At 64.0% G+C, this 25786-nt stretch carries 22 protein-coding genes; 10 read left to right on the forward strand and 12 right to left on the reverse strand.

Annotated features, from left to right (window positions below; genetic code table 11):
• Nucleotides 1–23: 23 nt before the first annotated feature.
• Nucleotides 24–2162, reverse strand: coding sequence for a beta-L-arabinofuranosidase domain-containing protein (locus L21SP4_RS06065; RefSeq protein WP_160300718.1), 2139 nt, complete (start codon nt 2160–2162; stop codon nt 24–26).
• A gap of 268 nt (nt 2163–2430) precedes the next feature.
• A complete protein-coding gene (gene cls, locus L21SP4_RS06070; RefSeq protein WP_052881819.1) occupies nt 2431–3945 on the reverse strand; it encodes a cardiolipin synthase in 1515 nt (504 codons plus the stop codon).
• A gap of 249 nt (nt 3946–4194) precedes the next feature.
• Here cls and L21SP4_RS06075 point away from each other — a divergent pair, with 249 nt between their 5' ends.
• Both L21SP4_RS06075 and L21SP4_RS06080 read left to right on the forward strand, forming a co-directional pair.
• Complete coding sequence (locus L21SP4_RS06075; protein ID WP_201774696.1) at nt 4195–4965, forward strand: endonuclease/exonuclease/phosphatase family protein; 771 nt, start codon at nt 4195–4197, stop codon at nt 4963–4965.
• Complete coding sequence (locus tag L21SP4_RS06080; RefSeq protein ID WP_052881821.1) at nt 4962–5915, forward strand: patatin-like phospholipase family protein; 954 nt, start codon at nt 4962–4964, stop codon at nt 5913–5915. Before L21SP4_RS06075 ends, L21SP4_RS06080 begins: the two co-directional genes overlap by 4 nt.
• A 90-nt stretch (nt 5916–6005) precedes the next feature.
• Here the strand turns inward: L21SP4_RS06080 and L21SP4_RS06085 are convergent, their stop codons facing one another.
• The 6 genes from L21SP4_RS06085 to L21SP4_RS06110 all read right to left on the reverse strand — a co-directional run bounded on the left by L21SP4_RS06085 (nt 6006) and on the right by L21SP4_RS06110 (nt 13229).
• Nucleotides 6006–7364, reverse strand: a complete 1359-nt coding sequence (locus L21SP4_RS06085) for an anaerobic sulfatase maturase (RefSeq protein WP_052881822.1) — start codon at nt 7362–7364, stop codon at nt 6006–6008.
• A gap of 36 nt (nt 7365–7400) precedes the next feature.
• Nucleotides 7401–8813, reverse strand: a complete 1413-nt coding sequence (locus L21SP4_RS06090; RefSeq protein ID WP_052881823.1) for a nucleotidyltransferase family protein — start codon at nt 8811–8813, stop codon at nt 7401–7403.
• Complete coding sequence (locus L21SP4_RS06095; protein WP_052881824.1) at nt 8814–9158, reverse strand: STAS domain-containing protein; 345 nt, start codon at nt 9156–9158, stop codon at nt 8814–8816. It lies immediately after the preceding gene.
• Between the two features lie 1338 nt (nt 9159–10496).
• Nucleotides 10497–11234 carry a sugar transferase gene (locus L21SP4_RS06100; protein ID WP_052881825.1) on the reverse strand — a complete coding sequence of 246 codons (738 nt, stop codon included), beginning with the start codon at nt 11232–11234 and terminating at the stop codon, nt 10497–10499.
• A 2-nt stretch (nt 11235–11236) separates the two neighbouring features.
• On the reverse strand, nt 11237–12853 hold the full coding sequence (locus L21SP4_RS06105) for an ATP-binding SpoIIE family protein phosphatase (protein ID WP_052881826.1): 1617 nt from the start codon (nt 12851–12853) through the stop codon (nt 11237–11239).
• A gap of 13 nt (nt 12854–12866) precedes the next feature.
• Nucleotides 12867–13229 carry an Hpt domain-containing protein gene (locus L21SP4_RS06110; RefSeq protein ID WP_160300719.1) on the reverse strand — a complete coding sequence of 121 codons (363 nt, stop codon included), beginning with the start codon at nt 13227–13229 and terminating at the stop codon, nt 12867–12869.
• 142 nt (nt 13230–13371) lie between these two features.
• On the opposite strand from L21SP4_RS06110, the gene L21SP4_RS06115 reads away from it, so the two are divergent.
• From L21SP4_RS06115 to L21SP4_RS06135, 5 genes are all read left to right on the forward strand, one after another.
• On the forward strand, nt 13372–15528 hold the full coding sequence (locus L21SP4_RS06115; protein ID WP_052881828.1) for a hypothetical protein: 2157 nt from the start codon (nt 13372–13374) through the stop codon (nt 15526–15528).
• 115 nt (nt 15529–15643) lie between these two features.
• A complete protein-coding gene (locus L21SP4_RS06120) occupies nt 15644–15982 on the forward strand; it encodes a hypothetical protein (RefSeq protein ID WP_052881829.1) in 339 nt (112 codons plus the stop codon).
• 40 nt (nt 15983–16022) lie between these two features.
• Entirely contained in the window at nt 16023–17504 is a 1482-nt protein-coding gene (locus tag L21SP4_RS06125) for a leucyl aminopeptidase family protein (protein ID WP_074041548.1), read from the forward strand.
• A 142-nt stretch (nt 17505–17646) separates the two neighbouring features.
• Nucleotides 17647–18573, forward strand: coding sequence for a hypothetical protein (locus L21SP4_RS06130; RefSeq protein ID WP_052881831.1), 927 nt, complete (start codon nt 17647–17649; stop codon nt 18571–18573).
• Between the two features lie 157 nt (nt 18574–18730).
• Nucleotides 18731–18958 (forward strand): hypothetical protein, encoded by a 228-nt coding sequence (locus L21SP4_RS06135; RefSeq protein WP_052881832.1) that lies wholly within the window; start codon nt 18731–18733, stop codon nt 18956–18958.
• On the opposite strand, the gene alr is transcribed toward L21SP4_RS06135, so the two are convergent.
• Complete coding sequence (gene alr / locus L21SP4_RS06140) at nt 18949–20073, reverse strand: alanine racemase (protein ID WP_082116574.1); 1125 nt, start codon at nt 20071–20073, stop codon at nt 18949–18951. The two genes, L21SP4_RS06135 and alr, sit on opposite strands and share 10 nt — an antisense overlap.
• Before the next feature lie 305 nt (nt 20074–20378).
• Between alr and L21SP4_RS06145 the strand changes: the two genes are divergently transcribed.
• From L21SP4_RS06145 to L21SP4_RS06155, 3 genes are read left to right on the forward strand one after another with little or no spacing between them, the layout of a single operon-like run.
• Nucleotides 20379–21749 (forward strand): UDP-glucose 6-dehydrogenase, encoded by a 1371-nt coding sequence (locus L21SP4_RS06145; protein WP_052881834.1) that lies wholly within the window; start codon nt 20379–20381, stop codon nt 21747–21749.
• 19 nt (nt 21750–21768) lie between these two features.
• Nucleotides 21769–22455, forward strand: coding sequence for a ferritin family protein (locus tag L21SP4_RS06150; protein ID WP_052881835.1), 687 nt, complete (start codon nt 21769–21771; stop codon nt 22453–22455).
• Nucleotides 22452–22931 carry a hypothetical protein gene (locus L21SP4_RS06155; RefSeq protein ID WP_052881836.1) on the forward strand — a complete coding sequence of 160 codons (480 nt, stop codon included), beginning with the start codon at nt 22452–22454 and terminating at the stop codon, nt 22929–22931. The genes L21SP4_RS06150 and L21SP4_RS06155 overlap by 4 nt, the downstream gene beginning before the upstream one ends.
• Before the next feature lie 494 nt (nt 22932–23425).
• Here the strand turns inward: L21SP4_RS06155 and L21SP4_RS06160 are convergent, their stop codons facing one another.
• From L21SP4_RS06160 to dtd, 3 genes are all read right to left on the reverse strand, one after another.
• A complete protein-coding gene (locus L21SP4_RS06160; RefSeq protein WP_082116576.1) occupies nt 23426–23791 on the reverse strand; it encodes an exosortase system-associated protein, TIGR04073 family in 366 nt (121 codons plus the stop codon).
• Nucleotides 23792–23906: 115 nt separating this feature from the next.
• Complete coding sequence (gene argH / locus L21SP4_RS06165) at nt 23907–25325, reverse strand: argininosuccinate lyase (RefSeq protein ID WP_052881838.1); 1419 nt, start codon at nt 25323–25325, stop codon at nt 23907–23909.
• 10 nt (nt 25326–25335) lie between these two features.
• Entirely contained in the window at nt 25336–25785 is a 450-nt protein-coding gene (dtd, locus tag L21SP4_RS06170; RefSeq protein ID WP_052881839.1) for a D-aminoacyl-tRNA deacylase, read from the reverse strand.
• Nucleotide 25786 lies beyond the last annotated feature (1 nt).

Consider the following 25786-nt stretch of genomic DNA (forward strand, 5'->3'; position numbering starts at 1 on the left):
TCCTTTCCTGAGAGTCAGCAGCGCTATGGATTGTCTTTCGGAAACGTCGTGCGGCGCAGGATGGTCGACCCCATCGGCACGAGGGTCAGCGGGATCTCTTCTCCCGCGCCATTGACCATCCGACCCCGCAATCCGCACGTCGGCTCTTCCCACGGATTCAGAGGGTCCCCCTCCAGTGCGACGGGTTCGAAATCTTGGCGGGCCCCCTTGCCGTGGGGAACGGCATGAATCCAGTAGGTCCACTCCGCCCCTTCCTTCGGCGTATACTTCCTGCTTTGCAGTCGTGAGTCGGGATCGGCCTCGATGACCGTTTCCTCCAGACCACCCAGGGCCTCGCCCGGGGTAATCACCTCGCCCGCGCCCCCGGTCTTCCACACCTGGAGGCATGTCTCTTCCGCGGGAATGCTCAGGGCATATACGAGGGAACCGCGGCGCAGGGCGTATTCCCCGTTCGCCGCGAGCGCCTTTTCCACGACGGGACTGAACTCGACCGTCACGGTATGGCCGGATTTCCACTGTTTCGAGACCACCCAGTAATCACCGTCTTTCCGGATCGCGGCGTCCGGGGCCGTAACGGTCATATCGGCCTGCGAGGCCCTATGCGCCCGGGTGCGGTCGCGCAACAGCGCGGCCTCCGGCGTCAGGGCCTCCCGCGCCTCCCCTTCCCGCCGCGCCCAACCGGGCCGGCGCAGCCACAGCTCAAACGACACGGGACGCTCGACCTCGACCGTAAAGCGGATGGTGTCGCTGAACGGATAGTCGGTTTCCTCGCGAATCGTCACCCCCGTGCCGTTCACCTTCGTGGACACCCGGCTCGGTCCGTAGGCGACGGCCGCCAATCCCCCGCCATCGGCTGTCTTCATCCACATCATCTTCGTGTAGTACGGGGCGATACGGAACATGAGAAAGGAGCAGCACGGAGGCCCCTGCACGGGACGATACCAGTAATGACCCGCGTTGTGGCGAAACCGCGTGGCCGGTTCGGGGGGCATCGCGTAGCGGTTGTCGATGGTGAAGTAGCTGTTGGCCGTCCCATCCGGAAGGCGCCCCGCCTGGGCTGCGTTGAAGAAACAGCGTTCCGCGAGATCCGCGAACCGGGACTCGCCGGTCTTTTCGGCCGTGTAGAGCGCGGAGGCCGTCAGCTCCATCGTGTCACAGTACTCGTAGGCCGTCTCCGGCGTCGGCAGCCGGCGTTCGCGCCCTACGCCTTCGTCACTCATCACGCAGAAGGAGGGGAGGAGCGCTTCGCGCGTCTTATCCCAGGCCGCCTCCGCGGCCTCCCGGTATTTCGGGTCCCCGGTGGCGTACCAGGCCCAGACCGGAATACGGAGCTGCTCGGTCCAGTGAACCCCGTGCTGGGTGGCCGCGCGGGTCGGATCCAGCAGGCGCTTCAGCTTGATGTCATCGCCCCCCGCGTTCCCCTGTTCGAAATCCTCATAGATCCACAGCATATAGTCCCGATACGCCTCGTTGCCGGTGATGCGATAGAGCGTATGGGCCACTTCGGTCAGCACCAGTCCGTGGGAGACCGGTCCGGAAACGAAGGGGACCTCCGGTCGAGAAAAATACGATTGTTTCCCGCGGTTGTAGTGATCCATGTACCACCCCATCGCCCGCTCCACGGCCTCGAGCACCCGCGCATCGCCGGTGCCCTCGTACCAGGCCAGTAAGCCCATATACGTCCAGCCGGCCGTACAGAACTCCTCGTCATCGCCCACATGGCTGAGCCGGAGTTCGGGGGGATAGACGCCGAGATACCCGTTCTCCTCCTGGCTTTCGAGGAGGTAGTTCACGAAATCCTCCGCCTTCTCCAGCAGCGCCTCGTCCTGTGAGAGAATCGAAGCCCGGGCCAGCGAATCCATCCAGTACCCTTCGTGCGCCCCGTCGTAGAACCAGTATTCCGTTGAGTTCTGTCCCTTCGGCGCGCCGGCCTTCGAGGCGAAGACGCGGCGCTGCACGGCGGTGCAGAACTTGTCGAAATCCGGGAGCACACCCGTCGCGGCATCGCGCTCCAGTTGAGCCTGAATCCATCCCCCCGGCCGTACCGTTCCGAACGGGAGTTCTTCAAAGACCGGAACCGGTCGCTCCGCCGCGCTCATCACGCCCGTCCCCCAACCCAGCACCGCAACCATCAATCCGATGACTCGAATCCCTCGCATCATATCCTCTTTTGTTTGCCTGCACCTGAATAACGAGCGCTCGCGACTCTCCCGCAACCTTCCACTGTGCATGCCGGTGAGACGAACGAAACCAGCATTTTCTTCCAGCCATAGCCCCCGAACATGACGTTCCTCCCCTTCCTGTATCTCCCCCGATTTCGCGAATCGTAACGATACCTTACGAAATACATAAGTCGAGGATAAGCATCATGCACACTTCAAACAACCCGTGAATCGCCCGGCTCCGCTGTCGGGGCCACCGCTGCTGCCCTCACAGAATCGGCGTCATCAGCGAAAAGAGGTTTTCCTGAATACGTTGATACGCGGGTCGGCGCTGCCAGGAGGCGAGATCGATCTCTCGGCTGAGCGACTCGTCTTCCAGGATGATGCGTTTCATGACATCGACGAAGTGCTCGTCATAGACCACAAAGTTCGACTCGTAATTGAGACGAAAGCTGCGGATATCCATGTTGGCCGTACCGATCAGCGCGCAGCGCCCATCGACCAGCAGGGCCTTGGCGTGGATAAACGGCGGGGGGCGTTCAAAGATGCGCACCCCTGAATCGAGCAGATCCTCATACAGGGCGCGCCCGGCCATTCCGGCGTAATAGTGATTGTTCTTCTCCGGCACGATCAGGCGCACGTCGATGCCGCGCAGCGCCGCGGAACGGAGTCCGCGAAGGATATCGCGATTAGGAACAAAGTACGGGGTCACCGCAAGGACCTGTCGGCGCGCGGAGACGATGGAGAGAAAGAAGGCGTCCGCCATAACCTCCTGCCGGGAGGAAGGACCGCCGTTGATCATCCGGACCGCCGAGCGGCCGCAGGGTTCGAGCAGTGGAAAGTAGCGCTCCGTCAGGAGGCCATCGGGGGATTCTCCGGTCATGAAGTACCAGTCACGCAGGAAAGTAAACTGGATTTCCTGCACGATCGGGCCGCAACACCTGAAATGGTAATCGCGAATCGGGGAACGGCCGTCGATCGTGCGGTTGGCGTCGGAGAGATTCACACCGCCCGTGAAGGCGGTCCGGCCGTCGACGATCAGGACCTTACGGTGGTTGCGTAGATTGACCTGGAACTGGCGTTTGAGCGGGTTCGCCTGGGTCCAACCGGCAACGTGCAGGTGGGGGTGACGGCGATAGCGGCGGAACAGCCCCCCGAACACGGCGCGGGATGAGCCGAACCGGTCAAAGAGCACCCGCACCTCGACCCCCTCGTCCGCCTTCTCTGCGAGGGCATCGAGAAACTCCCGCCCTGTGGCGTCATTCCCGATAATAAAGCTCTGCAGGTGGATATGATCGCGGGCCGATCTGATCGACTCCAGCATCCGGGGAAACGCCTCGTCGCCGCTCACCAGCGGCCGGACCTCGTTGCCCTGCATCAGCGGGTGGTCCGGGGCGAGGGCCTCCGTGGCCAGGTTCAATTCACGTACAAAGCCGTCCTCCGGCACCCCGGACGCATCCTCGTGAACCGCCTGCCAGTGCGCGAGAGCCCGGGCTTCGCGAGCGCGCCGTTCGGCGAGAAACTGCTGATTATGCTGATGTTTCGCAAACCCCTTGGCGGGGATGCGGTCGATCCCGAACGACAGGTAGAGCAGCGGGCCGAGGACCGGAAACGACCAGGCGATGAAGATCCACAGCACGGCTGCGGCCGCCTCCCGGCGATCGCGCAGCAGATGCAGGCACACGAGCACAAAGGCAGTCACATGAAGCGCCCAGCCCACGCCGAGCCAGCCGCCCAGGCGATGAACCGTGGGCATCCAGTCCCACCCCGCGAGCACGTACACACAGACCTCCTTGCCAGACACGTATTCTTAACCCGGCGTATCGGGAAGTCAAACGAGGGGATGCGGAGAGGATGAGAGGATTGAGTGTGAAACCTGAAAGCTGAGACCTGAGTAAGAAATCAGAATCAGAATCAGAATCAGAGTTAGAGTCAGAGTCGGAATCAGAGTAAGAGAGCTCCCTTTCCGCATCCCGCAAACCACATCCCACTCTTTCCCCAGCCCCTCCTTGCCAACCCCGCGAGAACCTGTTTGACTGATCGCAGAGTCTTTCACGACACCATGCGACTGCTTCTCTACAACATACGATACGGCACGGGTCCGAACCGGTTCTTCCTGCCGTGCGGCGGTTACCTGGGTGACTCCACGCGCAATATCGAAGCCATCTCCGATTTTGTCGCCTCCTGCGAACCGGATGTGGCGGGTCTGGTGGAGGTGGACGAAGGTTCGTTCCGCACGGGACACCGGAACCAGGCGGAGCAGATGGCGGCCCGGCTGGGCCATTACCATATCTATCGCTCGAAGTACCATGCGGAGGGCTGGACGCGCTTCATCCCGGTCATGAATAAGCAGGGCAATGCCTTCCTCACGCGTGACTCGATCGAACCGGTATTTCACTACTTCAAGCGGGGCATGAAGAAGCTGATCATCGAACTCGAACTCGAGAACGTCGTCATCTTCCTGGTCCACCTCGCCCTGCAGTTCCGGACGCGCCACCAGCAGCTCGCCGAGCTGTACAACCTGGTCGAGCGGACCGAAAAACCCGTCATCGTGGCCGGTGATTTCAATGCGTTGTGGGGCGAAAACGAGATTGATCTCTTCCTCGGCGCGACCCGGCTGACCAGCGCCAACGAGAACCGGGTGCCGACGTTCCCGAGCTGGAAGCCGCGCCGCCACCTTGATTTTATTCTCCACAGCCCTGAAATACATTCCGTCCGATTCGACGTGCCGCAGGTGGAACTCTCCGACCATCTTCCGCTCGTCTGGGATTTCGAGGTCGAACCTCAACGTGCGACGCCATGAAGTGGCCGTCTTTCCTCAAGTCCGGAGATGACGCAACCCGCCCACGCATCGGGCTGGCCCTCGGCAGCGGGGCGGCACGCGGCTGGGCGCACATCGGGGTGATCGACACGCTCCTGGACGCAGGCGTGGACATCCACTGCGTGGCCGGCACCAGTATGGGCGCCCTGGTGGGCGGGGTCTACGCCGGGGGCGGACTGGAAGCCCTGCGGGAACTGGCGCTGAAGATGAACTGGCGCGATTTCCTCTACTACTTCGTCGAACCCCGCATTCCCCGTCAGGGCCTGATCGACGGGCACCACATCGAGCGCTGGCTCCGCGAGCGGGTGCCCTGCCGGGACATCGGTGAGATGGCTATCCCGTTTGCGGCGGTGAGCACGGACCTGCGGACCGGCTCGCCGCATGTCTTTCGCGAGGGGCCGCTCATCGAGGCGATACGGGCGAGCATCTCGCTTCCCGGCATGTTCTCTCCGGTGGCGTGCGGCGACCGCCTGCTGGTCGACGGCGGCCTGGTCAACCCTGTGCCGGTCGATGTGGCCCACGCCATGGGCGCCGACCGGGTGATTGCCGTCGAAATCAACTCCGCCCCGCGCTGGAACGAACGCACGGGCGACGATACACCTGCGTGGACCCAGTCCCCGGCTGCACCGCCGGGAAACACTTTTGAGAAGTTCCGCACCGCGATCGACGACCTCTTCTCCCACAGATCATCCGCGGCGCCATCCTGGCTCGAACAGGGTGAAGGCCCCAATCTGTTCGAAGTGCTCGGCCTGTCCATCCAGATCATGGAGGCCCGGATCTGCGACGCCCGTTTCCGCGACCACCCCCCGGACCTGCTCATCCGCCCCGAAATGCCCGGCATCCAGCTCCTCGATTTCGTCAAGGCCGACCGGGCGATCGAAGCGGGCCGGAGGGCCGCCGGCGAAATACTCCCCCGCGTCAGGGCGTGGTAGTCGCGCAAAAACGTGGTTCTTCGTGGTTTTTTTGTGGAACTACTGGAACCGTAGCGGCCGGATTAGAATTCCGCTCCCTCTTACTCTGATTCACGGCTGCGAGGCGCTACGGCCGCAGCATTTCTTGAATTTCCTGCCGCTGCCGCAGGGGCAGGCGTCGTTGCGGCCCACGTCCCGCCACGCCGATGCACCGCGCTCTCGCTGCGCGATGACGTCCATGATCTCGGAGGCCGGACGATTGGTTTGGATCAACCGCGTCATCTCCTGCATGTACGGATCGATGTGGGCGAAAAACGCCTGGAGGCCCTCGCAGAGATAGCACAGCCCCGCCTCGCCGTCGGCGGCGTGGAGAAAGCGCTGCTTGGGACACTCGCCGTTGCATGCGAAGCGCCACGGACAGCGCAGGCACTGTTCGGGCAGCGCCTCGTACTTGGCGTCGCCGAAGGCCTTCTGACGCGGCGATTCGACCATCTCCACCATCGACCGTTCGGTGATGTTGCCGAGCAGGTACTCCGGATAGACGTAGTGATCACAGGAGTAGAGATCGCCGTTGTGCTCCAGCACCAGCGCCTTTCCGCACGTCTTCCGGAAGACGCAGACCCCGCCCGGAAACCCCGCCCAGTTGGCCAGCGAGGAATCGAAGACATTGACGAAGAAACGACCGACATCGTGCCGGACCCACTCGTCGAAAATCGCCGTCAGAAACTTACCGTAGGCCTGAGGCCGTACGCTCCAGGAGGTCACCGGCGATTCCCCGTCCTCCCACTCCCCCACGGGCGGCGGGACATCGAGTTCGAGCCCGATCTCGCGGGCCTGCGCATCCGCCTTACGCTCCACCAGCGGGATAAACTGCATGTGGCGGGCGCCGATCTGCTTCAGAAAGCGGTAGACCTTCAGCGGATGTTCCGACGTCAGACGGTTCACGCAGGTCAGCGTATTGAACTCCACGTCCCTTTTTCTCAGCGCTTCCAGCCCGGCCATCACCTTGTCGAAGGCGGGGTTCCCGGCGCGGTCCACACGGTAGTAGTCGTGCAGATCGGAGGGGCCGTCGACGGACAGCCCGACCAGAAAATCATTTTCTTTCAGAAAAGCGGCCCACTCGTCGTTCAGCAGCGTGCCGTTGGTCTGCAGGGAATTATGGACCCGCTTACCGTCGGCATACTTCCGCTGCAGCTCGACCACTCGGCGAAAGAAGTCGATGCCCAGCAGCGTGGGCTCCCCGCCCTGCCAGCCGAACTCGACCTCGTCGACCTCCTGGGCCGCGATGTACTGGCGCACGAACGACTCCAGCACGTCGTCGGCCATGCGGTAATCGTGCGCCTCGCCGTAGAGGGCGCGTTTTTCGAGATAGTAGCAGTACCGGCAGGCCATGTTGCACACCGGTCCGATAGGCTTGACGAGCACATGAAAGCTGCGCGGCGCTCTACCGGCCGCAGTGTCCGTGGACATAAAAAACCTCCGCTTCAAGTGGGATTCGACAGTCTATCAATGCGGAGGTTCACTGGAAACGATAAGGCGGAGGAATTTCCTGAAGATCGCCTCGCGCAGGATACGAAGATCTTCGCGGATCGACCGGTGATAGGCGTAGTAGAGGCAGTCGCACAACGTATCGCTCTCGGCGTGTCCGGTGGCGTAGGAGAAGACCCCGGGGAAATAGATGTTCAGGTCCTCGAGACCGGATTTCGCGGTGTCGGCATCCAGCAGCGGCTGGCCGCAGAGCCGGAAACGACCGGTGAGTACGCGCCCGAGCAGCGGCCACCGGTCGAGGTTCAGTCCCTCAAACAAGCGCACCAGCCGATTGCGGCGCGCCACGTTCAGCAGCGGCACCCGGTGCGTACGGCGCAGGTGGATTCCGTAGACCTCCCGCTTCTCGAACCGCGCCGCCCCGGAGATCCGGAGCGCGAGGGTGCCGGCGAGAAAGGGGATCAGCTGCACGATCCAGAGAACCAGTGCGACCGGGTACTCGAGGACGAACCGCACCGAATCCCGGGCGGCTCCGCTCCCGCCCGTTTCGGCGAGCAGCCAGGGATCGGTAAGATCGATAAAATCGCCGCTCTCGGGATCGATCAGCCTCCGGCCGGCGATGATCTTGTTGCGGACCTCGAGATTGGTGCCGATGTAGCTGTGCCCCAGCACCACGCAGTCGGAGAGTTCGCAATGACGCTCGACAATGACGCGGTCGCCGATGACCGCGTGCGGACCGATGGTGCAGAGAGGTCCGAAGCGGCAGTCATTACCGATAATGACCGGAGGGCGGAATTCGGTCGACGAGGGGATGATGACATTGAGCCCGATGTGGTTCCCTTTCTGAAAGGCGTAGCCCGGGCGGACGTAGCGCTTGGCCTCCCCGGCGGCGAAGTCCATGTTGAGCCGGCAGTACTCCTGAGTGGAGCGGATCTCCTGCGGTTGAATATCGAGGTGCTCCCACCCGCCCGGTTCAAGCACTCCATCGAGCCAGGCCTGCACGTGGGCGGGATCGGAGGCCGCCAGCGCCAGCGCCTCACCCTGTGCATAGAGCGCGGGTTCCGCGGGCGGACCTGCTTCTCTGCATTCGTCGTAGGAGGCGCCGCGGCGGAGAAACACGGGGCCGGAGAGCGCAAGCACGCCCCCCTCCCACAACTCCGGATGTCCGGCGAGGTAGTCCCGGATCGTCTGTCCCGGATTGAGAAAGCTGAATTGCGCACGGATGCCCCAGCGTTCCCCCTCGCCCGCGAAATGCTCGATCTCTTCCGCGCCCTCGCCGAGCAGGATGCGGCAATCACGGATCCCGAGATCGACACACTGTCCGATCGCGTGTTCGATCCATGCGCGTCCGCCGACCGGCAGCAGCGCCTGCGGCGTCGTTCCGAGCGACCCGGCCCAGGGCGCCCGTGCGCCCGTGTCGATCACGGCATGCATCTAATCGCTGTAGGAGCGGACGGCCTCGTCGACCGAATCGTAGATCTCGAACACCTTGTACGCACGGGTGATCTCAAAGACCATGCGCGGCTTCTTCTGAAGCCCCGCGATTTTCAGATCGCCGCCGCGTTCCGTGATCCGCTTGAGCGTCGCAATGAGGGCTCCCAGCCCCGCGCTGTCCATGAAATCGACATCCCCCATGTCGACCACGTAATTCAGGACGTCACTCTCCGCCTCCTGCCACGAACGTAGCTGTTCCCGGAAGGCATCCACCGTGGCGGCCGTCAGCGCTCCGTGCAGCGCCACGATACCCACATTGTCTTTCCGCGTGCAGTTCAGTTCCATTTTCTTCTCCCTGTTTGGGGTCGACTTTATTCAACCACTCCGATTTCTACGACTTCATTCGACGTCCGCGTGCTTTCGGGACAACGGCGCTTCGCGCCTCGAGGCAACGCTGCGCTCGGGACAACGGCGCTTCGCGCCTCGAGGCAACGCTTCGCTCGGGGAAACGACATATCCCCCGACTGCCACGATCCCCCCCGATTGCCACGAGGCCCCGCAGGGGCCGTTGACACGCTTTCCCCCGCTCGAGGAAACGGCGCTTCGCGCCTCGGGAAAACGCTTCGCTCGGGGAAACGACATATCCCCCGACTGCCACGATCCCCCCCGATTGCCACGAGGCCCCGCAGGGGCCGTTGACACGCTTTCCCCCGCTCGAGGAAACGGCGCTTCGCGCCTCGAGGCAACGCTGCGCTCGGGGAAACGACATATCCCCCGACTGCCACGAGGCCCCGCAGGGGCCGTTGACACGCTTCCCTCCGCTCGTGGAAACGGCCTTCGGCCTCGGGAAAACGCTTCGCTCGGGGAAACGACATATCCCCCGATTGCCACGATCTCCCCCGACTGCCACGAGGCCCGCGAGGGCCGTTGCCACGCCTTCTCCAGCTCGGGACAACGGCGCTTCGCGCCTCGAGGCAACGCTTCGCTCGGGGGAACGCCCCCCCCGATTGCCACGAGGCCCCGCAGGGGCCGTTGACACGCTTTCCCCCGCTCGAGGAAACGGCGCTTCGCGCCTCGAGGCAACGCTGCGCTCGGGGAAACGACATATCCCCCGACTGCCACGATCCCCCCCGATTGCCACGAGGCCCGCAAGGGCCGTTGACACGCTTCCCTCCGCTCGTGGAAACGGCCTTCGGCCTCGGGAAAACGCTTCGCTCGGGGAAACGACATATCCCCCGATTGCCACGATCTCCCCCGACTGCCACGAGGCCCCGCAGGGGCCGTTGACACGCTTCCCCGCTCGGGACAACGGCGCTTCGCGCCTCGAGGCAACGCTTCGCTCGGGGAAACGACATATCCCCCGATTGCCACGATCCCCCCCGCTCGTGGAAACGGCGCTTCGCGCCTCGAGGCAACGCTTCGCTCGGGGGAACGCCCCCCCGACTGCCACGAGGCCCGCGAGGGCCGTTGCCACGCCTTCTCCAGCTCGGGACAACGGCGCTTCGCGCCTCGAGGCAACGCTTCGCTCGGGGGAACGCCCCCCCCGACTGCCACGAGGCCCCGCAGGGGCCGTTGCCACGCTTCCCCCGACTGCCACGAGGCCCCGCAGGGGCCGTTGACACGCTTCCCCCGACTGCCACGAGGCCCGCGAGAGGCCGTTCTTCCGACGTCCCTCTTCACGATTCAGTACGCCCCTTTCCCCAGCAGCACGGCCGGGACGGTTTTCAGGATGATCAGCACATCGTTCCACAGGCTCCGGCTGCGGATATATTCCAGGTCGAGCCTCACCTGTTCATGGAACGGGATTTCCGACCGCCCTTTGATCTGCCACAGACACGTCAATCCCGGTTTTACATGCAGACGCTTGCGCTCTTCCAGAGAATACTGGGCCACTTCGTCCGGCAGCGGGGGGCGCGGGCCGACGACGGACAGGTCGCCCATCAGCACGTTGATGAACTGCGGCATTTCGTCGATGCTGAATTTGCGGAGGATGCGGCCTATCCGGGTTACGCGCGGATCTTTTTTCATTTTGAAGATGACCCCGTCCCCGGATTCGTTATCCGCCGCCAGCTGTTTCTTGATCTCGTCCGCGTTACGGTACATCGAGCGGAACTTGTAGAAGCGGAACACGCGCCCGTCCAGACCGACCCGGTTCTGGACGTAGAGCACCGGCCGACCGTCCTCGAGGACGATCGCCGCGGCGACCGCCGCAAACACCGGCAGGAGCAGGACCAGGGCGACGAGGCTGAACGCCACGTCCAGCAGTCGCTTGAACACCAGCAGACTGTTGAGGGTCGCCTCCCACACCTTCAGCCGGATGCGCTGGCGGCGGCGAAGCCGTTTGATGTCCGCCTTGTTCATCGGCACATTCAGCTGATCAAAAAGATCCCGCCGGGCGCGATATACGCTGTCCGTTGGCATAACTATTCCGTCTCCCGCTGCTCTCTTCGTATGACGAAAAAGGACACATTGGAGTGATTGATCCGATAGCGTTCCACGTAATCGGCCACGGCGTCGATAATCGCCAGTCCTCTCCCCCCTTCGGCAAGCATGTCCTCTTCGTCGCCGCGCCGGCTGCGGCGGTCGATGTTCCACTCCCGGCCCCGGTCGATCGCGACAATCCTGCACACTTCGTCGCCGAGATTGATCTGCACCCAGAACGTCTCGTCCTCCGCAAGTTCGCTGTGATAGACGATATTTGCGCCGTGCTCCATCAGCAGCAGCCGCGCGGAGGCCGCCGCGTCTTCGGACCAGCCCCGGTCCTTCAGCAGGCCCTCCGTCTCCGCGGCGAGTCTGGACACCTCTTCGAGTTCCGGGGGCGAGAACCGCTCCAGGGCCACCTCGCGCTTGCGCTTCATGTAGATGCAGACGGAGGTACAGTCGTCGCCTTCCAGCGAATAGCCGCGCTGCTGCACCTCCCGGAGCAGCCCCCGCGCCTTGTTGAACTCGTTCTCGCGCGCGAGCACCTCCCCCGCCAGCGCGCGGAGACTGTCCCGGCCGCAGAGTTCGCCGCTGGCCTCGTGACGCGCCTCCAGAATGCCGTCGGTGTAGAGCACGAAATACGTGCCTTCCTCCGCCTGCACCGCAACCTCATCCTCCCGGCGGTACGGCGCGTCTCCCAGCATCGGGAATCCGATGGGCACGCCGCCGCCCTCTTCAAAGAGATCGGCGGCTCCCGACTTCCCGTCGCGTACCAGCAGCGGGGAGGGATGACCGCAGTTCATGCAGCGCCACACGTTCGTTTCGGGATCGTGTATGGCGACGAAAAACGTGGCGTAGTAGGACGAGGCGTCCACACTCTGCCGAAACCGGGCGTGGAGTTCGTTGCACAGGTCGGCCGGACCGGCGTCCGGCATGTTGCGCACCAGCTCGCCGAACGACGCCTTAAGATAGGTCGAGATCATGGCCGGGGCCACCCCGTGCCCGGAGACGTCGCCCACATACACGCAGAGGCGGCCCGAGGGCAGCTCCACGATGTCGAAGGCGTCGCCGCCGACGTCCATGCACGGCTGGTAGGCGATACGGATCTCGAACGACGAACTGAAAAAAGGTTTGTCGGAAAAAAACGTCCGCTGAATCGTACCCGCCAGTCTGAGTTCGTTGGATACGCGCGTCTTCCAGCGCTGGAGCGACTCGTTGCTGCGTTTCAGTTCCAGCGCGTTCCCTACGCGCAGGACGAGTTCGCGCGGATTGAACGGTTTCCTGATGTAGTCCAGCGCGCCCATCTCAAAGGCGCGGGCGAGATCATCGATCTTCGTCTTGGCGGTGACCATCACCACCGGCACTTCCGCGCAGCGCGGGTCGCTCTTCAGCTTGCCGCACAGCTCGAACCCGTCCATGCCGGGCATGACCACATCGACCAGAATAAGATCCGGGCGCATGCCGTGAGCGCGTTCCAGGGCGACCGGCCCGTTTTCGGCCTCGATCACCTCACATCCCCGTGCGCTCAGAAGCTTCCGCAGGTAGAGGCGGTTTGGGCGCTCGTCGTCGACGACCAGGACCCGTCCTGCCAGCGAACGTTCGGATACGTGTCCGGTCATCGACCTCTCCCGCTCAGGACCCCTGTCCCGTGTAGTTGCGGCTCCACTGGATGAACGCGCGGGCCAGCTCGGCGCACCGCTCCTCGCGTCCCTCTTTTACGCAGCTCCCGATTTCTTCGGCCAGCACGGAGATCTCGGGAAGGCCTATCGTGCCTCCCATCCCCTTGATCGAATGCGCGGCGCGACGGATGCGCTCGTGATCGTTGTCCCGCAGTCCCGCCTCCAGCTCGCCGGACTGGAGGGCCAGTTCGCTGCAGAAGGCCTCCTTCAGCTCTTCGTCCATCTCCATGGCTTCGACCGCGAAGGCGTTCATACGCTGCTCAAGATCCGGTATATATTCTGCGATCCACTCCCGGGGATTGCCGCCGTCACTCATCGTCTCTCCTTCGTCCGTCACTCCGTGGCCGTTTGCGAGCATACCGGCCCGCCGGCCTCATTCTAGAGAAAAAATCGCTTAGGACAACGGCTCATCTCCATTAAGGTGAGTGGTGCACTCACCGGCAGGAAATCCGCGATCAATGACTGAAGCGACACACGAACTTTTCGAGGGCTGGACCGCGATCCCCGCGTTGCCCTGGCGAGGCGGCTGGCCTCTCCAGGCTCCCGCGGACTCCCGCAACGAATCCCGGGCGGGGGACGAAACCCCGCTGCTGACGGCGACCGGGGAGCGGCGCTTCATGCTGCCGGAAACGGGAGAGGCCGCGTCGTTCGGGCTCGGACCGTCCGCGCGGCGCTACCGCTATGTCCGCTATCTGGCGGACACGATCATCCTGACCCGCTCCCGCGAATCGGCGCGCCGCCCGGTGTTCATCCGTCACGCCGCACCCGGCGTGGTGCGGATCTCCGCCCCGTCCGGCATCGACCTGGATCCCCTCCCCCCCGAGACCTGGGCGACCGGGTGCCAGGATGGGGGGCGCGGCACGGAATGGGTCCTTGCGCGCGATCCGCAGGCGGACACGGATGCGCTACTCGCCCGGTTCGGCGCGCGGCCGGAGATGGCGCCCGTCCGCGGCGCGCTGTCCGCCCTGCTCGACCAGGACGAGGAAGAGGCGGCGTGGACCTCCATCGCTTCGGAGTCGGCCCTGGCCCGCCTTCGTCCGCCCTGCGAGTCCCTCCCCGGCACGTGGTCCGTGTCTCCCGAATACACCGAACCCACCTTCTCGCTGAACGAACTCTATCCGCTGACGCGCGCCTGGCTGCACCTGGACACCGACGTAGCCGTGTCGCTGATGCACACGGCGCTCTCGCTGCAACGATCGGACGGTTATCTCCCGGCGAGAGCCCGGCCGGACGGGGTGCGCGAGGAAGTCACCGCCCCCTACCCCCTGGTAGCACGCGCGTACGAACGCGTCTGGCGGGCGACGCGCGATCCGGGGCGGCTGCAGCGCGACCTCCCCCGCCTCAATCGCTACGTCCAGTGGCAGATCCGTCACTTCCTCCCCCCCGGCACACAGCGGCCCCGGTGGCAGGCGGCCGGAGAGATGATTCACCCGGCGCGCTTCGAGCAGGAGTCGTCCTCCGCCGAACTCGCCGCCCTGCTGCTGGGGGAAATCGAGGCTGTCCTGCGTCTGCACGAGGAGCGCGCCGGCGCACCGGCGCCGGCCATGATCACCGACGCGGGGAAAAAACTCGAACAGATGATCGAGACGGATTTCTGGGACGACACCGATCACGTGTACAGCCGCGTCTTCACGAAAGACGAGGCGATCCGGCGCGAGGGCTTCCATACCATCGCCCCGGCGCTGAACCGTCATCTGGAAGACGCGCGCCGCGCGATTCTGACCGCGCGCATTCCCGAGACGCCGTTTTTTCCCGCGCGGACCGTCGGAGGGGAAAGTCTGTTCGCGCGCACGGGAGAGGAACAGGCGACCCCCGCCCTGTACACGCTGCTCACCGCCGACATGGCGCGTCTCGATCCCGGCGGGCGGCTGCAGACGGTCTATCACACCCACAGCCGACGCCTCCTGCGCGGCTGGTACGGAGCGGCGTTCCGTCGACACTGGAAATCGGCACCGGGACACCTGATTCCTTTTCTAGGTCCGTCCCAGGCGGCGTTCGTGCTGGATGCCGCCGCGGAGGAGACGGCCGTCCGCGGCGGGGGCCGGCCGCTGCGCGGCTTGCGCCGCTTCCTGCGGCGGAACCGGATCGACGTATACGACGCAGCCATTATCGCCGTACTGATCACCGGCATCGCGGCCGTTCACCATTTCAACCGCGCGGCCCGCGAACCGCTTTCGCCCGACACCATCATCGGAGAGGCCCGTTCGGCCTACCGCCAGGGCCGCTTCCGCAGCGCCCTGACCTCCTGCCGGGAGCTGCTGTCTCACCCCGACCTCGCCCCCGGCTCGACGGAGCGACTCGAGGCGCGTCTGATCTCCGCCAACATGGCTCTGCTTTCGGGAGCACATGAGACGGCGCAAACGGGTTACGAAAGGCTGCGTGAACAGGACCCCGACCACCCGGCCTTTCTGCTGGGCCTCGCCATGAGCCGCCACCGCGACTCTCGCTACGAGGCGGCGAAGCCGCTCTACCGTGAGTTCCTGCTCTATTTCGGCGAACTGTTTCCGGGCGCCGCGGAATGGATCAGGAGAATGGAAGACACCGGGGCCGAACACCTCTCCCGCTATTACATGAAGAAGATCTTCGAAACCGGCATCATGGAGCTGGAGCCGTGAGCCCCACGGGACTGAAACCGGAGACTTGAGACCTGAGTCAGACGCCGTAAGAATCTCGGTTGGGATCGAACACGATATTGAATCGCATACCACATCATCAGAGGAGTAGACGGCCATGAATAACCGATCGATTATCTGCACCCTTCCGTGTATCGCGCTGATGCTGGCGCTCTGCGGCGGATGTTTCCGGCAAGAGGTCCGCACGGCGGAATTCGACGTTCCGGGACTGGAGACCGCGCAGGATGCCGAGGCCATGCGGGAGGCCTTTCGGGAGGACGACGGGGGATGGATGCCCGGCGTCTATGAGGTCACTCCGAACATCGAACAGAACTCGGTGGTGATCCAGTACAACTCCGACGCACTCCGCCGGATGAACCTGGAATACCGCATCGCGAAACACGGCTACCGCGCGGACAGCCGCCCCCCGGCGGAGCCGCGCCCGGACATGGAATGACAAGGACACACGGACGGATACGCTCATTATGGGAACCATCATGAAGATTTCCTGTTCTTCCAGGCCGCGCGAGTCATACGGCGGCGTATGGCTGATCTTCGCCCGCGGTACGACTCCGTACCTGGAGGGGAACGAACCGGAACCGCTACGCAGGGCGGTAGAGGATCGGATCGAAAAATCGGGGTTTTCAGGGTGCGCCGGGGAAGCGCGGCAGTTCCCCGCCCCGTCCGTACCGGGAGGGCCTGAATCGATCCTGCTCGCCGGACTTGGAGATCAGGGCGCGTCCCCCGCCGCACTCGAAACCGCAGCCGCGGCGGCCGCGCGCTGCGCCGCACAGAACGGCGTCGAAACGCTGGTGCTGAGCTGCGCTCTGCCGCATGGCGAGGACGATGATCCCGCGTCGGCGCTCTTCCGTTGCGCCCGGGGGCTCACCTGCGGCGCCGCGTCCCCGGCCTCCTCGCTCAAAAGTCAGCGTCCCGAACGTTCGCTCCGTGAAGCGGTTTTCGCCGGGGCGGCCCGGAAGGACGTACGTCGCCTTCGCGCCCGGGCCCGCACGGCCGCGCGCGAGGGAGAACTCATGAACTCGACCCTCGGGATCGCCAACCTGCCCGGCAATCGCGCCACGCCCGGCAAGCTGGTCTCCCGCATCCGCAGGCTCGCCGAGAAAGAGGAATTCCGGTGCGAAGTGCTCGGACCGCAGCGGCTCCGCCGCGAAGGGTTCGGCGGCATGACCGCCGTAGGGAGCGGAAGCGGAGACGGCCCGCGCCTCATCGTCCTGCGTACCGGCCCGCGCAAGGGGAAACCGGTCGTGCTCGTCGGAAAGACCGTGACGTTCGACAGCGGCGGCCTCTCGCTCAAACCCGGCAAGAACATGGAGTGGATGCGCTACGACAAGTGCGGCGGCATGGCCGTGCTGGGCGCCATCCGACTGCTCGCCGCCACCGGCTGCCCCCGCCCCGTCATCGGCCTCATGGCCGCGGTGGAAAACATGCCGGACGGACGGGCCACGCGGCCCGGCGATATCATCAGCATGCACTCCGGCAAGACCGTCGAAGTCATCAACACCGACGCCGAAGGGCGCCTGGCGCTCGCCGACGCCCTCTCCTGGTCGGCGCGCTTCAAGCCCGCGGCCATCGTCGATCTCGCCACCCTCACCGGCGCCTCTATCGTCGCCCTCGGCAGCCATGCCGCGGCGCTGCTCGACAACGACGCCGGTCTGCGCGAGAACCTGATCCGCGCCGGCGAAAACTCGGGCGACCGGGTGTGGTCGCTGCCCCTGTGGCCTGAATACGGGAAGGCACTCGAATCGCCCTTCGCAGACCTCCGCAACATCGGCGACGGCAAGGCGGGGGCCATTACCGCCGCCGCGTTCCTCAAACACTTTGTTCCGGAAGGCGTGCCGTGGGCGCATGTGGACATCGCCGGCACGGCCTGGGAAGAAAAGACCGGAGCCCCGCATCCCCCCGGCGCCACGCTGTTCGGCGCGCGACTGCTCGTCGACTGGATAAGAAGCGGGCGTTAAGTGAGCAACACGAATTTATTGCGATTAACAAAGATTTTCCTAACACCCCACAAATACCCCTGCGGTTCGGTTCCCCCCTGGACGAACTCAGAGGGGTGGAAGCATGCAATTTCCGGCGGGGCGCACAGGGGATCCATACCGGATGGCGAGTCTCGTCATCGCATCGGTGCTGACCCTGACCCTGCGGTCGGTCGTCGGCGACCCCTGGGATACCGCGGAACCGCTGTCCGGCCCCGGCGAAATTGCGCCGGATACCGTCCGCGATGAGCCCGGCTCGCTTTTTCTGGGCGGGACGGAACCGGAAGAAGCCTCGCCCGGGACGCGGGACCTCCCGGACGACCTCGAGCCGTCCACCGACGACAGCTACGTCCGCGTGCTCTTCACCCGCGCCGACTATGACCTCTCCGATGAAAAGAGCCTCGTACGTTCCGGGGCGGCGCGCGACCCGCGGGATCCCGCGGGAGGTGAAGCGGCGTGGACTCTCGGCGAACAGTCCCTGCTCGTCCTGCTCATCGGAGGCGGTACGCTTCTCATTCTTTCGCTGAGCGCCTACGGACTCATCATGGCGTGTGCGAACCGGAGCTCGACCGGGGCGGAGGCTGCGATCAAGGAAGGTCTCAACGAAGGGCGGACCTTTATCGACGAACCCCTGCATTACGATGCACAACGCCGCGAGCGTGAAGCGGACCGCCGGCTGCGGGACAACTCGATGGAGCGGCTGGACCGGATCTACCTTTCGGGCCGGAGCCGTCGCGAGCAAATCCGGGATACGATCCGCCGCAAAACCGACGAATTAATGTCGGACATCATCCCGACCTCTCCCGGTGGGCCGCGATTTCCTGTGGCCCTGTGCAGGTCGCTTGCGGCGGTGCGTTCCGCGCCAACCCATGCTTTCCATCGCACGGCGGATGCCCTCGCCAGGTTCTGGATGGTCCTCGAATCCACGCGGGTCCGGAGACATGCGGGCCGCGACAGGAAGGGGCGAACGCATAAGACTTTTCGAAAGCTGCGCCGCCGACTGGCCGGACGTGTCTATCGGGTAGCCGAGAAATTCGCCCGCTTTATTTAAGTCCGCCGCTCCGTGCGGGATGACTCTTTCCGGACGGGAAGCATCTTCTCAAAACACCTTCCGGAAAAGCTCTTGCATCCGGGGGGGTGATTATCTAAAAGGACAGTTCATAACCCCCCGTATTTACGGGCAAACGGCGAAAGACAGGTTGCGAACCATGGCTGATCTCGGACCGTACAGACATCGATCCTTCTATCCGAAGTCCTGGCTGTGGTGGGTTGCGTTCATGTTCTTCGCGCTCGGGGTGATCATTTTTTACGGTCTCTCCGAACACGGCCAGAATTACGATACGGAACGACTCCAGTGGCTGGTCCTGTTTGTCTGTCTCGCCATATCGGGCATCTGCGCCATTGTGGCGACGGCCAGCCGCTGGTTCTACCGGTAAACTCTGCGCAGGGCGGGGTGAATGCCGGTCAGGATCTCGTAGGGAATCGTGCGGCAGAGCCGCGCCAGCTCGTCCGCCCACACCGCTGCGCCCCCCTGCTCCCCGATCAAAACCGCTTCGTCGCCGACGTCCACATCGCGTTCGGGTCCTGCGTCGACCAGAATCCAGTTCATGCTTATGCGGCCGACAATACGCCGCCGGCGGCCGCGGATCAGCACATCGCCGCGGTTACTCAGCGCGCGGTGGTAGCCGTCGGCATACCCCGCCGAGAGCGTGGCGAGCCACGTGTCCCGGGGCAGCGTCCAGGTCCCGTAATAGCCCACCTTTGATCCCGCCGGGAGGCGCTTGACCTGCAGGACCCGGCATTTCCACTGCAGGATCGGCTCCGTCTGAAACCGACCCTCCGTGTCGCGCGCCCCGTACCCGTAGAGCGCGATCCCCGGCCGGACGGCGTCGTAATCCCACTGACGACAGTATTTCGCGGCGCGGCTGCTCGACAGGTGACGGAAGACGCGCGTACCCGTCATCCGTTCGACCCGCTCCACCGCTTCCCGGTACCGCCCCGCCTGGCGCTCGGCTTCGGAGAGATCCCGGGGTTCCACCGCGGCAAAATGACTGCAGATCCCCGTCAGCCTGAGTGCGTCCGATTCCGCCAGTTCCTCGAGCAGCGGATCGAGTTCCGACCACAGGACGCCGAGTCGGCTCATGCCGGTATCGACCTTCAGGTGCGCGTTCAGCTGCACGCCTTTCGCCGCCGCGACGGAGGCCAGCAGGCGGGCGTGTTCGCGGTTGGCGATGATCGGCGTGATCCGTTCGCGGGCGAGCGGCTCCACCTCGTCCTCCATCGCCACACCCAGCACCAGGATCTCCGCCTCCGGGAGCGCCCGGCGCAGCGGGAAGGCCTCCTCCGGATACGCGACCGCAAACCAGCGTACCCCCGCTTCGGCCGCGGCCCGCGCACAGGGGATCATGCCGTGCCCGTAGGCATCGGCTTTTACGACAAACATCGGACCGGTTTCGGGGCCCAGCGAATCCTTCACGGCGCGCACGTTACGCCGTACGCGCTCAAGATCGATCTCCACCCAGGCATGCTTCATTTCGCCCGTCGTCATCATTCCGGCACTCTAACGAACGCGGGCGGCGATGACGATTTGGAACTGCCGGAATCTCACTGCTGCGAGCTGTGCTGCGAGCAACCAGCGATTCTCATTATGGCTTCACCCTTTTCGGTCGGGGTGGCACCCGACCCTCCCAGTGCCCGAAAATGCGTCGGATATCGACTCGGGAGGGACGGCTGCCACGCCGTCCGCGGTCGGAATGCGGCCATAATGAGAACTGCTGGCGAGCAACCGTAAATATTGACCCCCGCGGCGAAAACGGGGAAACTCCGGGGTGTGTGTGGAGCAACCGGAGGGGCTTTGTGAACCGCAATATACTGTGCATCGGCGCCGGCTACGTGGGCGGTCCGACCATGGCGATGATCGCGAAGAAATGCCCGGACATCCGGGTGACGGTCGTGGACATCAACGAATCACGCATCGCGGCCTGGCAATCGGACCAGCTGCCGATTTACGAACCCGGTCTCGACGAGGTAGTTCGGGAGGCCCGGGGCCACAACCTCTTCTTTTCGACGGAGATCGAAAAAGGCATCGAAGAAAACGACATTATCTTCGTCAGCGTCAACACCCCCACCAAAACGTTCGGTCGCGGAGCGGGACGGGCCGCCGACCTGCAGTACTGGGAAAAGACGGCCCGCCAGATCCTGAAACATGCGCGCAGCGACAAGATCGTCGTGGAAAAGAGCACGCTGCCGGTCCGCACCGCGGCGGCCATGGAGCGGATCCTATTGAGCGGGCAGACCGGGGTGCGGTTCGACGTGCTCTCCAACCCCGAGTTCCTGGCCGAAGGAACGGCCATCGCCGATCTGGAATCGCCCGACCGGGTCCTGATCGGCGGGCGCGAAACGCCCGAAGGCCGCGCCGCGGTGGACGTGCTTGCGGACATTTACGCGCACTGGGTGCCGCGCGAAAAGATTCTGACGACCAATGTCTGGTCGAGTGAACTTTCGAAACTGACCGCCAACGCCTTTCTCGCCCAGCGCGTAAGCTCGATCAACAGCATTTCCGCTCTCTGCGAAGCCACGGAGGCCGACGTCGGCGAGGTGGCCCGCGCCATCGGAGCAGACTCCAGGATTGGAGCGCGCTTCCTCAACGCGGGCGTGGGCTTCGGCGGCTCGTGCTTCAAAAAGGATATCCTGAATCTCGTCTATCTCTGCGAGTCCTACGGCTTGCATGAGTGCGCTGCGTACTGGCGCCAGGTGGTCGAGATGAACGAGTTTCAGCAGGAACGCTTTGTAGAGCGGATGCTGCGCAGCATGTTCAACACGATCGCCGGGAAGCGCATTGCCCTGTTCGGGTTCGCCTTCAAGGCCAATACGGGCGATACGCGCGAGACGCCGGCCCTGTCGATCGCCCGCGACCTGATCGAGGAGCAGGCGGAGGTGGTGATCACCGACCCGAAGGCGCTCGACAACGCAAGGCGCGACCTCGCCGGCTGCGATCAGCGCATCACCTATGAAGCCGATCCGATGCGCGCCGCGGAGGGGGCGCACGCGATCGCGCTGATCACCGACTGGCCGGAGTACGCCGCGCTCGATTTCGAGCAGGTGTACGGCCGCATGGAAAAGCCGGCCTTTGTCTTCGACGGACGGAACTATCTCGACCACACCGCGTTGTTCCACATTGGATTCAACGTCTATTCCGTCGGAAAAGCCCCGCTCACGCACCTGTGACCCGAAACGGGAGGAATCCATGGATATTGATTCGATCGACCTGAAAAGAGAACAGCAGGCCTCGCTCGAACGCCCCCGCTACCCTTATTCCGCGGCCGCCCGGTTCTTTTTCGCGGTGATGGACCTGGTCGCGGGAAAGAAGACCACGCTGCCGAAGACCAAGCTCATCGAGATCCTCGCCCGGATTCCCTATCAGGCCTGGGAACTCCGGCAATACTGGCGCATGGCGTGGATTTACGGCGACTCCCGCAAAATCGCTGATTCCGAAGAGGTCATGCACTGGAGCCGGGAGGCGGAAGACAACGAACTCTGGCACCTGAAAACCATCGACTACAAGATGCGCAGGGACCACATCCGCGATCCGTGGTACCTGAGCGCGCCGGTGCGTTTTTTCATCATCCTCTTCTACATCGCTTTCACGCGCACGGTGGCGACCTTCCATATCCGCCGCGCCTTTCTGTTTAACGCGGAGTTCGAGGACCACGCCGAACACACCTACGCCCGGTTCGTACAGGAGCACCCCGAATGGGAGGATCAGGCGGTTGAGGATCCCTCCATCATCACCGGACGCGGACGGATCGGGAACTGGGCCGACGTCTTCCGAAGAATCGGCCTGGACGAACGGGAACACATGAACGAGAGCTTCATCCACTGCGGGATGGAAGATCAGGTTGTCCCCTACGCCAGCGAGGAGGGGAACGCATGAAAACAATGATTGCCGTGGCGCTCATAACCGGGCTGTCGGTGACGGCTTTCGCCTCCGGCGAGGACAAAGAAGGGGAAACGTACCGGAAGATCGAGTTGAAGGACCTGAAGCTCGATCCGGAAGCACACGAGAAAGAGGACGTCACCTACAGGGGCGTCTTTCTGGACATCAGCAGCAGGTTTCCGGCGTTCATGGAGGACTCTGGGTTCGACGGTGACGATCACTATCGCGTCTCCGTGGGGGACGAGGAGCTTCCTCTGATCGTAGAACAGGACAGCGATCTGGGCCGTAAGTTCCGCGCCATGAAACGCCACACCCCGCTGAACGTGTACGGCACTGTCCGCGAGTTCGACGTGCATCCCCGACTCAGGAAAGATCCCGCCTACTACCTCGAACCGAAAAGAATCGAGGTGCTCGGTGAACCGGTCAAAGGGAAACGCCATGGTCCGCATCCGCGACCCCGGAGGCGCTGGTAAGACGAGTTTTCTATGGGACAGCGCCTGAGTTCCACATGGGGACACCCGGGGGAATATCGTACTCGTACTCCTTGAATCGGGGGATGGAATCGCGCCCTGCCCGGGAGGCGCAAGCCGAACCCGTGCGTGAGGGTTGGGATTCTGCTGGACAGCAGAAGGCCGCCCGCCGTTTTCGTACTCGTACTCGTACTCGGAGCGCCGAAGGCGCGATCCCACTCCCCCGATAAAAGGAGCTCGAGTACGAGTACCGCTTCGCTGAGTACGAGTACGCGTACGTTGTGACGCGAGCGGATTTCTAATCCACCGCTGCGATCGGGCCATCCGCAAACCCGGCGCGCTTAGCCTGTCCGCCGAAGGCATAAAGGGCCGAAGGCGGAGAGAGCACGCCCTACCCAGAAACACAGGTCGAACCCATTTCCTTCACGAATAATCGCAGAACAAAAAAACGCCCCCGCTGGGGGGCGTTTTTTCATGAGTAGGACTTCAGAAGTTTGCTACTCCATATCTCCGGGACCGACTTCCCATTCGTATTCCTCGGAGGTGTCGGGATCCATCACGAATTCGGGATGAATAACCGGTTCCGAGGGTACATAGAACGAGAGGATTTCGGCGGCTCCGACCCCGATCCGGGCCACGCCATGTCCGACGCCGCGCACCGTTCCATAGGTGAGTCCCGCCAGGAGGCCGGAATCTTCCGTAACATCCTGCATATTGGAAAGCAATTCAATCGGAGAGGACGCCACATTAGCCACCCCGCGACCCAGCTTGCGCATGATTTTTTCCATATAGCCGGCATTCGCGTCCGCGACTCCCACGGCTACGAAGACCACCAGCGCCACCATCCACTTCCTGCTTCTCATATCATACGCTCCTGTTCGGTTCCCTTTCACGGCCCGTTCGCCGCGTGTTCAAACGACGGCAATGTATCACCCACGAATCCTCGCGCACAAGCGGAAAAGTACGCCACGCGCCGATTCAAACACCTTTTCCCGCCCCTTTACGGTCCCCGCTCTGCGGTGCGAGTTCGGGCCAGGGAGCCTTGAGCAGATCGGAGACGGCGTCGTTGAACGCGGTGGTGTGATTTCGAACGAACCGTTCCGCCGCGCGCACCCTTTTGCGGTACACCTTCCAGTCGAGCCCCGCCGGCGCCCCGGCGTGGTCCTTGATCTTCACCGCCTCTTCCGGGTCACGCCCGTCCAGTTCCCGTAGTTCGCGTCTCACCCGACGGTAGGCTTCACGGAACGGCACGCCCTCGCCCACCAGTTCCAGGGCGCGATCGGTGGCGAAAATGCCGGGCGTAAACCCTCGCAGCAGCGCATCGCGGTCTTCGCGCATCCCTGCGATCAGGGGCTGCAGGATCCTGACGCAGGCGCGGGTATCGGCGAGCCCTTTGATCAGAGCCCCTTTGGATTCCTGCACGTCGCGATTGTATCCCGACGGCAGGCCGCGCATGATCTCCGCCGCGGAACCCGCTGCAGAGAGGACGCCGGCCGTGCGCGCGCGGACCAGTTCGAGCACATCGGGATTCCGTTTCTGGGGCATGATACTGCTCCCGGTGCAGAAGTCATCCGGGAGCTGCACATAGCCGAGTTCCGGCATCGTAAAGAGCATCAAGTCCTGGCTCAGCCGCGAGACTGTGAGCATCACCTGTGAGAGAGCGGCCAGCACGAGGCTTTCCAGCTTGCCGCGCGTATGGTTCGCATGCAGCACGTTGTGCACGGGCGAGGAAAAACCCAGCAGCCGCGAGGTCAGCTCGCGGTCGAGCGGGAGCGGAACCCCGTAACTCGCCGCAGCCCCCAGCGGGCAGCGGTCGTTGGTTCCGTAGACATGCATGAGCAGATCCAGGTCATCGAGCAGCCCTTCCGCGAACGCGGAGGCCCAGAGTCCCAGCGAGCTGGGCATCGCGGGCTGCATGTGAGTGCGCCCGGGCATGGGCACATCCCTGCGCTCCCGTCCCCAGTCGAGCAGCGTTCCGGCCAGACGGGCCGTCTCCGACAGCAGCTCCAGCAGTTCGCGCTTCGTGTACAGACGGAGATCCACCGCCGACTGATCGTTGCGGCTCCGCCCCGTATGGACCCGGCGTCCCGTATCGCCCAGCTCCCGGGTCAGCCGCCTTTCCACGGCGAGGTGGACATCCTGATCCTGCTCGGAGATTCGGAATTTGCCCGCACGGTCGGCGCGGATGATATCTTTCAGCGCCTCGATCACGGCGTCGCATTCCCCGGTACCGATCACGGGCGGATCCACATCCATACGCGAAAGCATTACCACGTGGGCGGCCGTGCCGATGCAGTCCGCCTCCACCAGCTCGCGGTCCCAGGTGCGATCCTCCCCCGCCGTAAAACGGAGCACTTCGGGATCGATATCGCCAACCGTTGTCTTTGTCGTAGCCATGGCCTGCTCCTCATGCGCGTCCGCAACTCTCCAGCATCAGCGTCACCGGACCGTCGTTCACCAGTTCCACCCGCATAAGGGCACCGAACCGACCCGTACTCACCGGAATTCCCGCGGATTCCAGTTCACGGACATAGAGTTCGTACAGCGCCCGGCCCCGTTCGGGATCCGCGGCCCCCACAAAACTCGGACGGTTCCCCTTGCGGCAGTCGCCGTAGAGCGTGAACTGACTGACGACCAGGCACGAACCCTTGACGGCGTCCAGCGACTCGTTCATGCGGCCGTCCGCATCCTCGAACATCCGCAGTTTCGCCGTTTTGAGCGCCAGGTGCCGGGCATCCGCCTCCGTATCGCCCTCGCCGACACCCGCGAGCACCAGCGCGCCCCGCCCGATCTCCGCCACGCGGACCCCGTCCACCTCGACCCCGGCGCTGAGGACCCGCTGGATCACCAGCTTCATG

It is taken from the genome of Kiritimatiella glycovorans (genome assembly GCF_001017655.1).
Classification (GTDB): Bacteria; Verrucomicrobiota; Kiritimatiellia; order Kiritimatiellales; family Kiritimatiellaceae; genus Kiritimatiella; species Kiritimatiella glycovorans.

What these genes read in the sequence shown, in the direction of transcription:
- L21SP4_RS06065 (WP_160300718.1), bottom strand. Translation starts at nt 2,162, where the DNA reads ATGATGCGAGGGATTCGAGTCATCGGATTGATGGTTGCGGTGCTGGGT.
- L21SP4_RS06080 (WP_052881821.1), top strand. Translation starts at nt 4,962, where the DNA reads ATGAAGTGGCCGTCTTTCCTCAAGTCCGGAGATGACGCAACCCGCCCA.
- L21SP4_RS06085 (WP_052881822.1), bottom strand. Translation starts at nt 7,364, where the DNA reads ATGTCCACGGACACTGCGGCCGGTAGAGCGCCGCGCAGCTTTCATGTG.
- L21SP4_RS06090 (WP_052881823.1), bottom strand. Translation starts at nt 8,813, where the DNA reads ATGCATGCCGTGATCGACACGGGCGCACGGGCGCCCTGGGCCGGGTCG.
- L21SP4_RS06095 (WP_052881824.1), bottom strand. Translation starts at nt 9,158, where the DNA reads ATGGAACTGAACTGCACGCGGAAAGACAATGTGGGTATCGTGGCGCTG.
- L21SP4_RS06100 (WP_052881825.1), bottom strand. Translation starts at nt 11,234, where the DNA reads ATGCCAACGGACAGCGTATATCGCGCCCGGCGGGATCTTTTTGATCAG.
- L21SP4_RS06105 (WP_052881826.1), bottom strand. Translation starts at nt 12,853, where the DNA reads ATGACCGGACACGTATCCGAACGTTCGCTGGCAGGACGGGTCCTGGTC.
- L21SP4_RS06110 (WP_160300719.1), bottom strand. Translation starts at nt 13,229, where the DNA reads ATGAGTGACGGCGGCAATCCCCGGGAGTGGATCGCAGAATATATACCG.
- L21SP4_RS06115 (WP_052881828.1), top strand. Translation starts at nt 13,372, where the DNA reads ATGACTGAAGCGACACACGAACTTTTCGAGGGCTGGACCGCGATCCCC.
- L21SP4_RS06120 (WP_052881829.1), top strand. Translation starts at nt 15,644, where the DNA reads ATGAATAACCGATCGATTATCTGCACCCTTCCGTGTATCGCGCTGATG.
- L21SP4_RS06125 (WP_074041548.1), top strand. Translation starts at nt 16,023, where the DNA reads ATGAAGATTTCCTGTTCTTCCAGGCCGCGCGAGTCATACGGCGGCGTA.
- L21SP4_RS06130 (WP_052881831.1), top strand. Translation starts at nt 17,647, where the DNA reads ATGGCGAGTCTCGTCATCGCATCGGTGCTGACCCTGACCCTGCGGTCG.
- L21SP4_RS06135 (WP_052881832.1), top strand. Translation starts at nt 18,731, where the DNA reads ATGGCTGATCTCGGACCGTACAGACATCGATCCTTCTATCCGAAGTCC.
- alr (WP_082116574.1), bottom strand. Translation starts at nt 20,073, where the DNA reads ATGATGACGACGGGCGAAATGAAGCATGCCTGGGTGGAGATCGATCTT.
- L21SP4_RS06150 (WP_052881835.1), top strand. Translation starts at nt 21,769, where the DNA reads ATGGATATTGATTCGATCGACCTGAAAAGAGAACAGCAGGCCTCGCTC.
- L21SP4_RS06155 (WP_052881836.1), top strand. Translation starts at nt 22,452, where the DNA reads ATGAAAACAATGATTGCCGTGGCGCTCATAACCGGGCTGTCGGTGACG.
- L21SP4_RS06160 (WP_082116576.1), bottom strand. Translation starts at nt 23,791, where the DNA reads ATGAGAAGCAGGAAGTGGATGGTGGCGCTGGTGGTCTTCGTAGCCGTG.
- argH (WP_052881838.1), bottom strand. Translation starts at nt 25,325, where the DNA reads ATGGCTACGACAAAGACAACGGTTGGCGATATCGATCCCGAAGTGCTC.
- dtd (WP_052881839.1), bottom strand. Translation starts at nt 25,785, where the DNA reads ATGAAGCTGGTGATCCAGCGGGTCCTCAGCGCCGGGGTCGAGGTGGAC.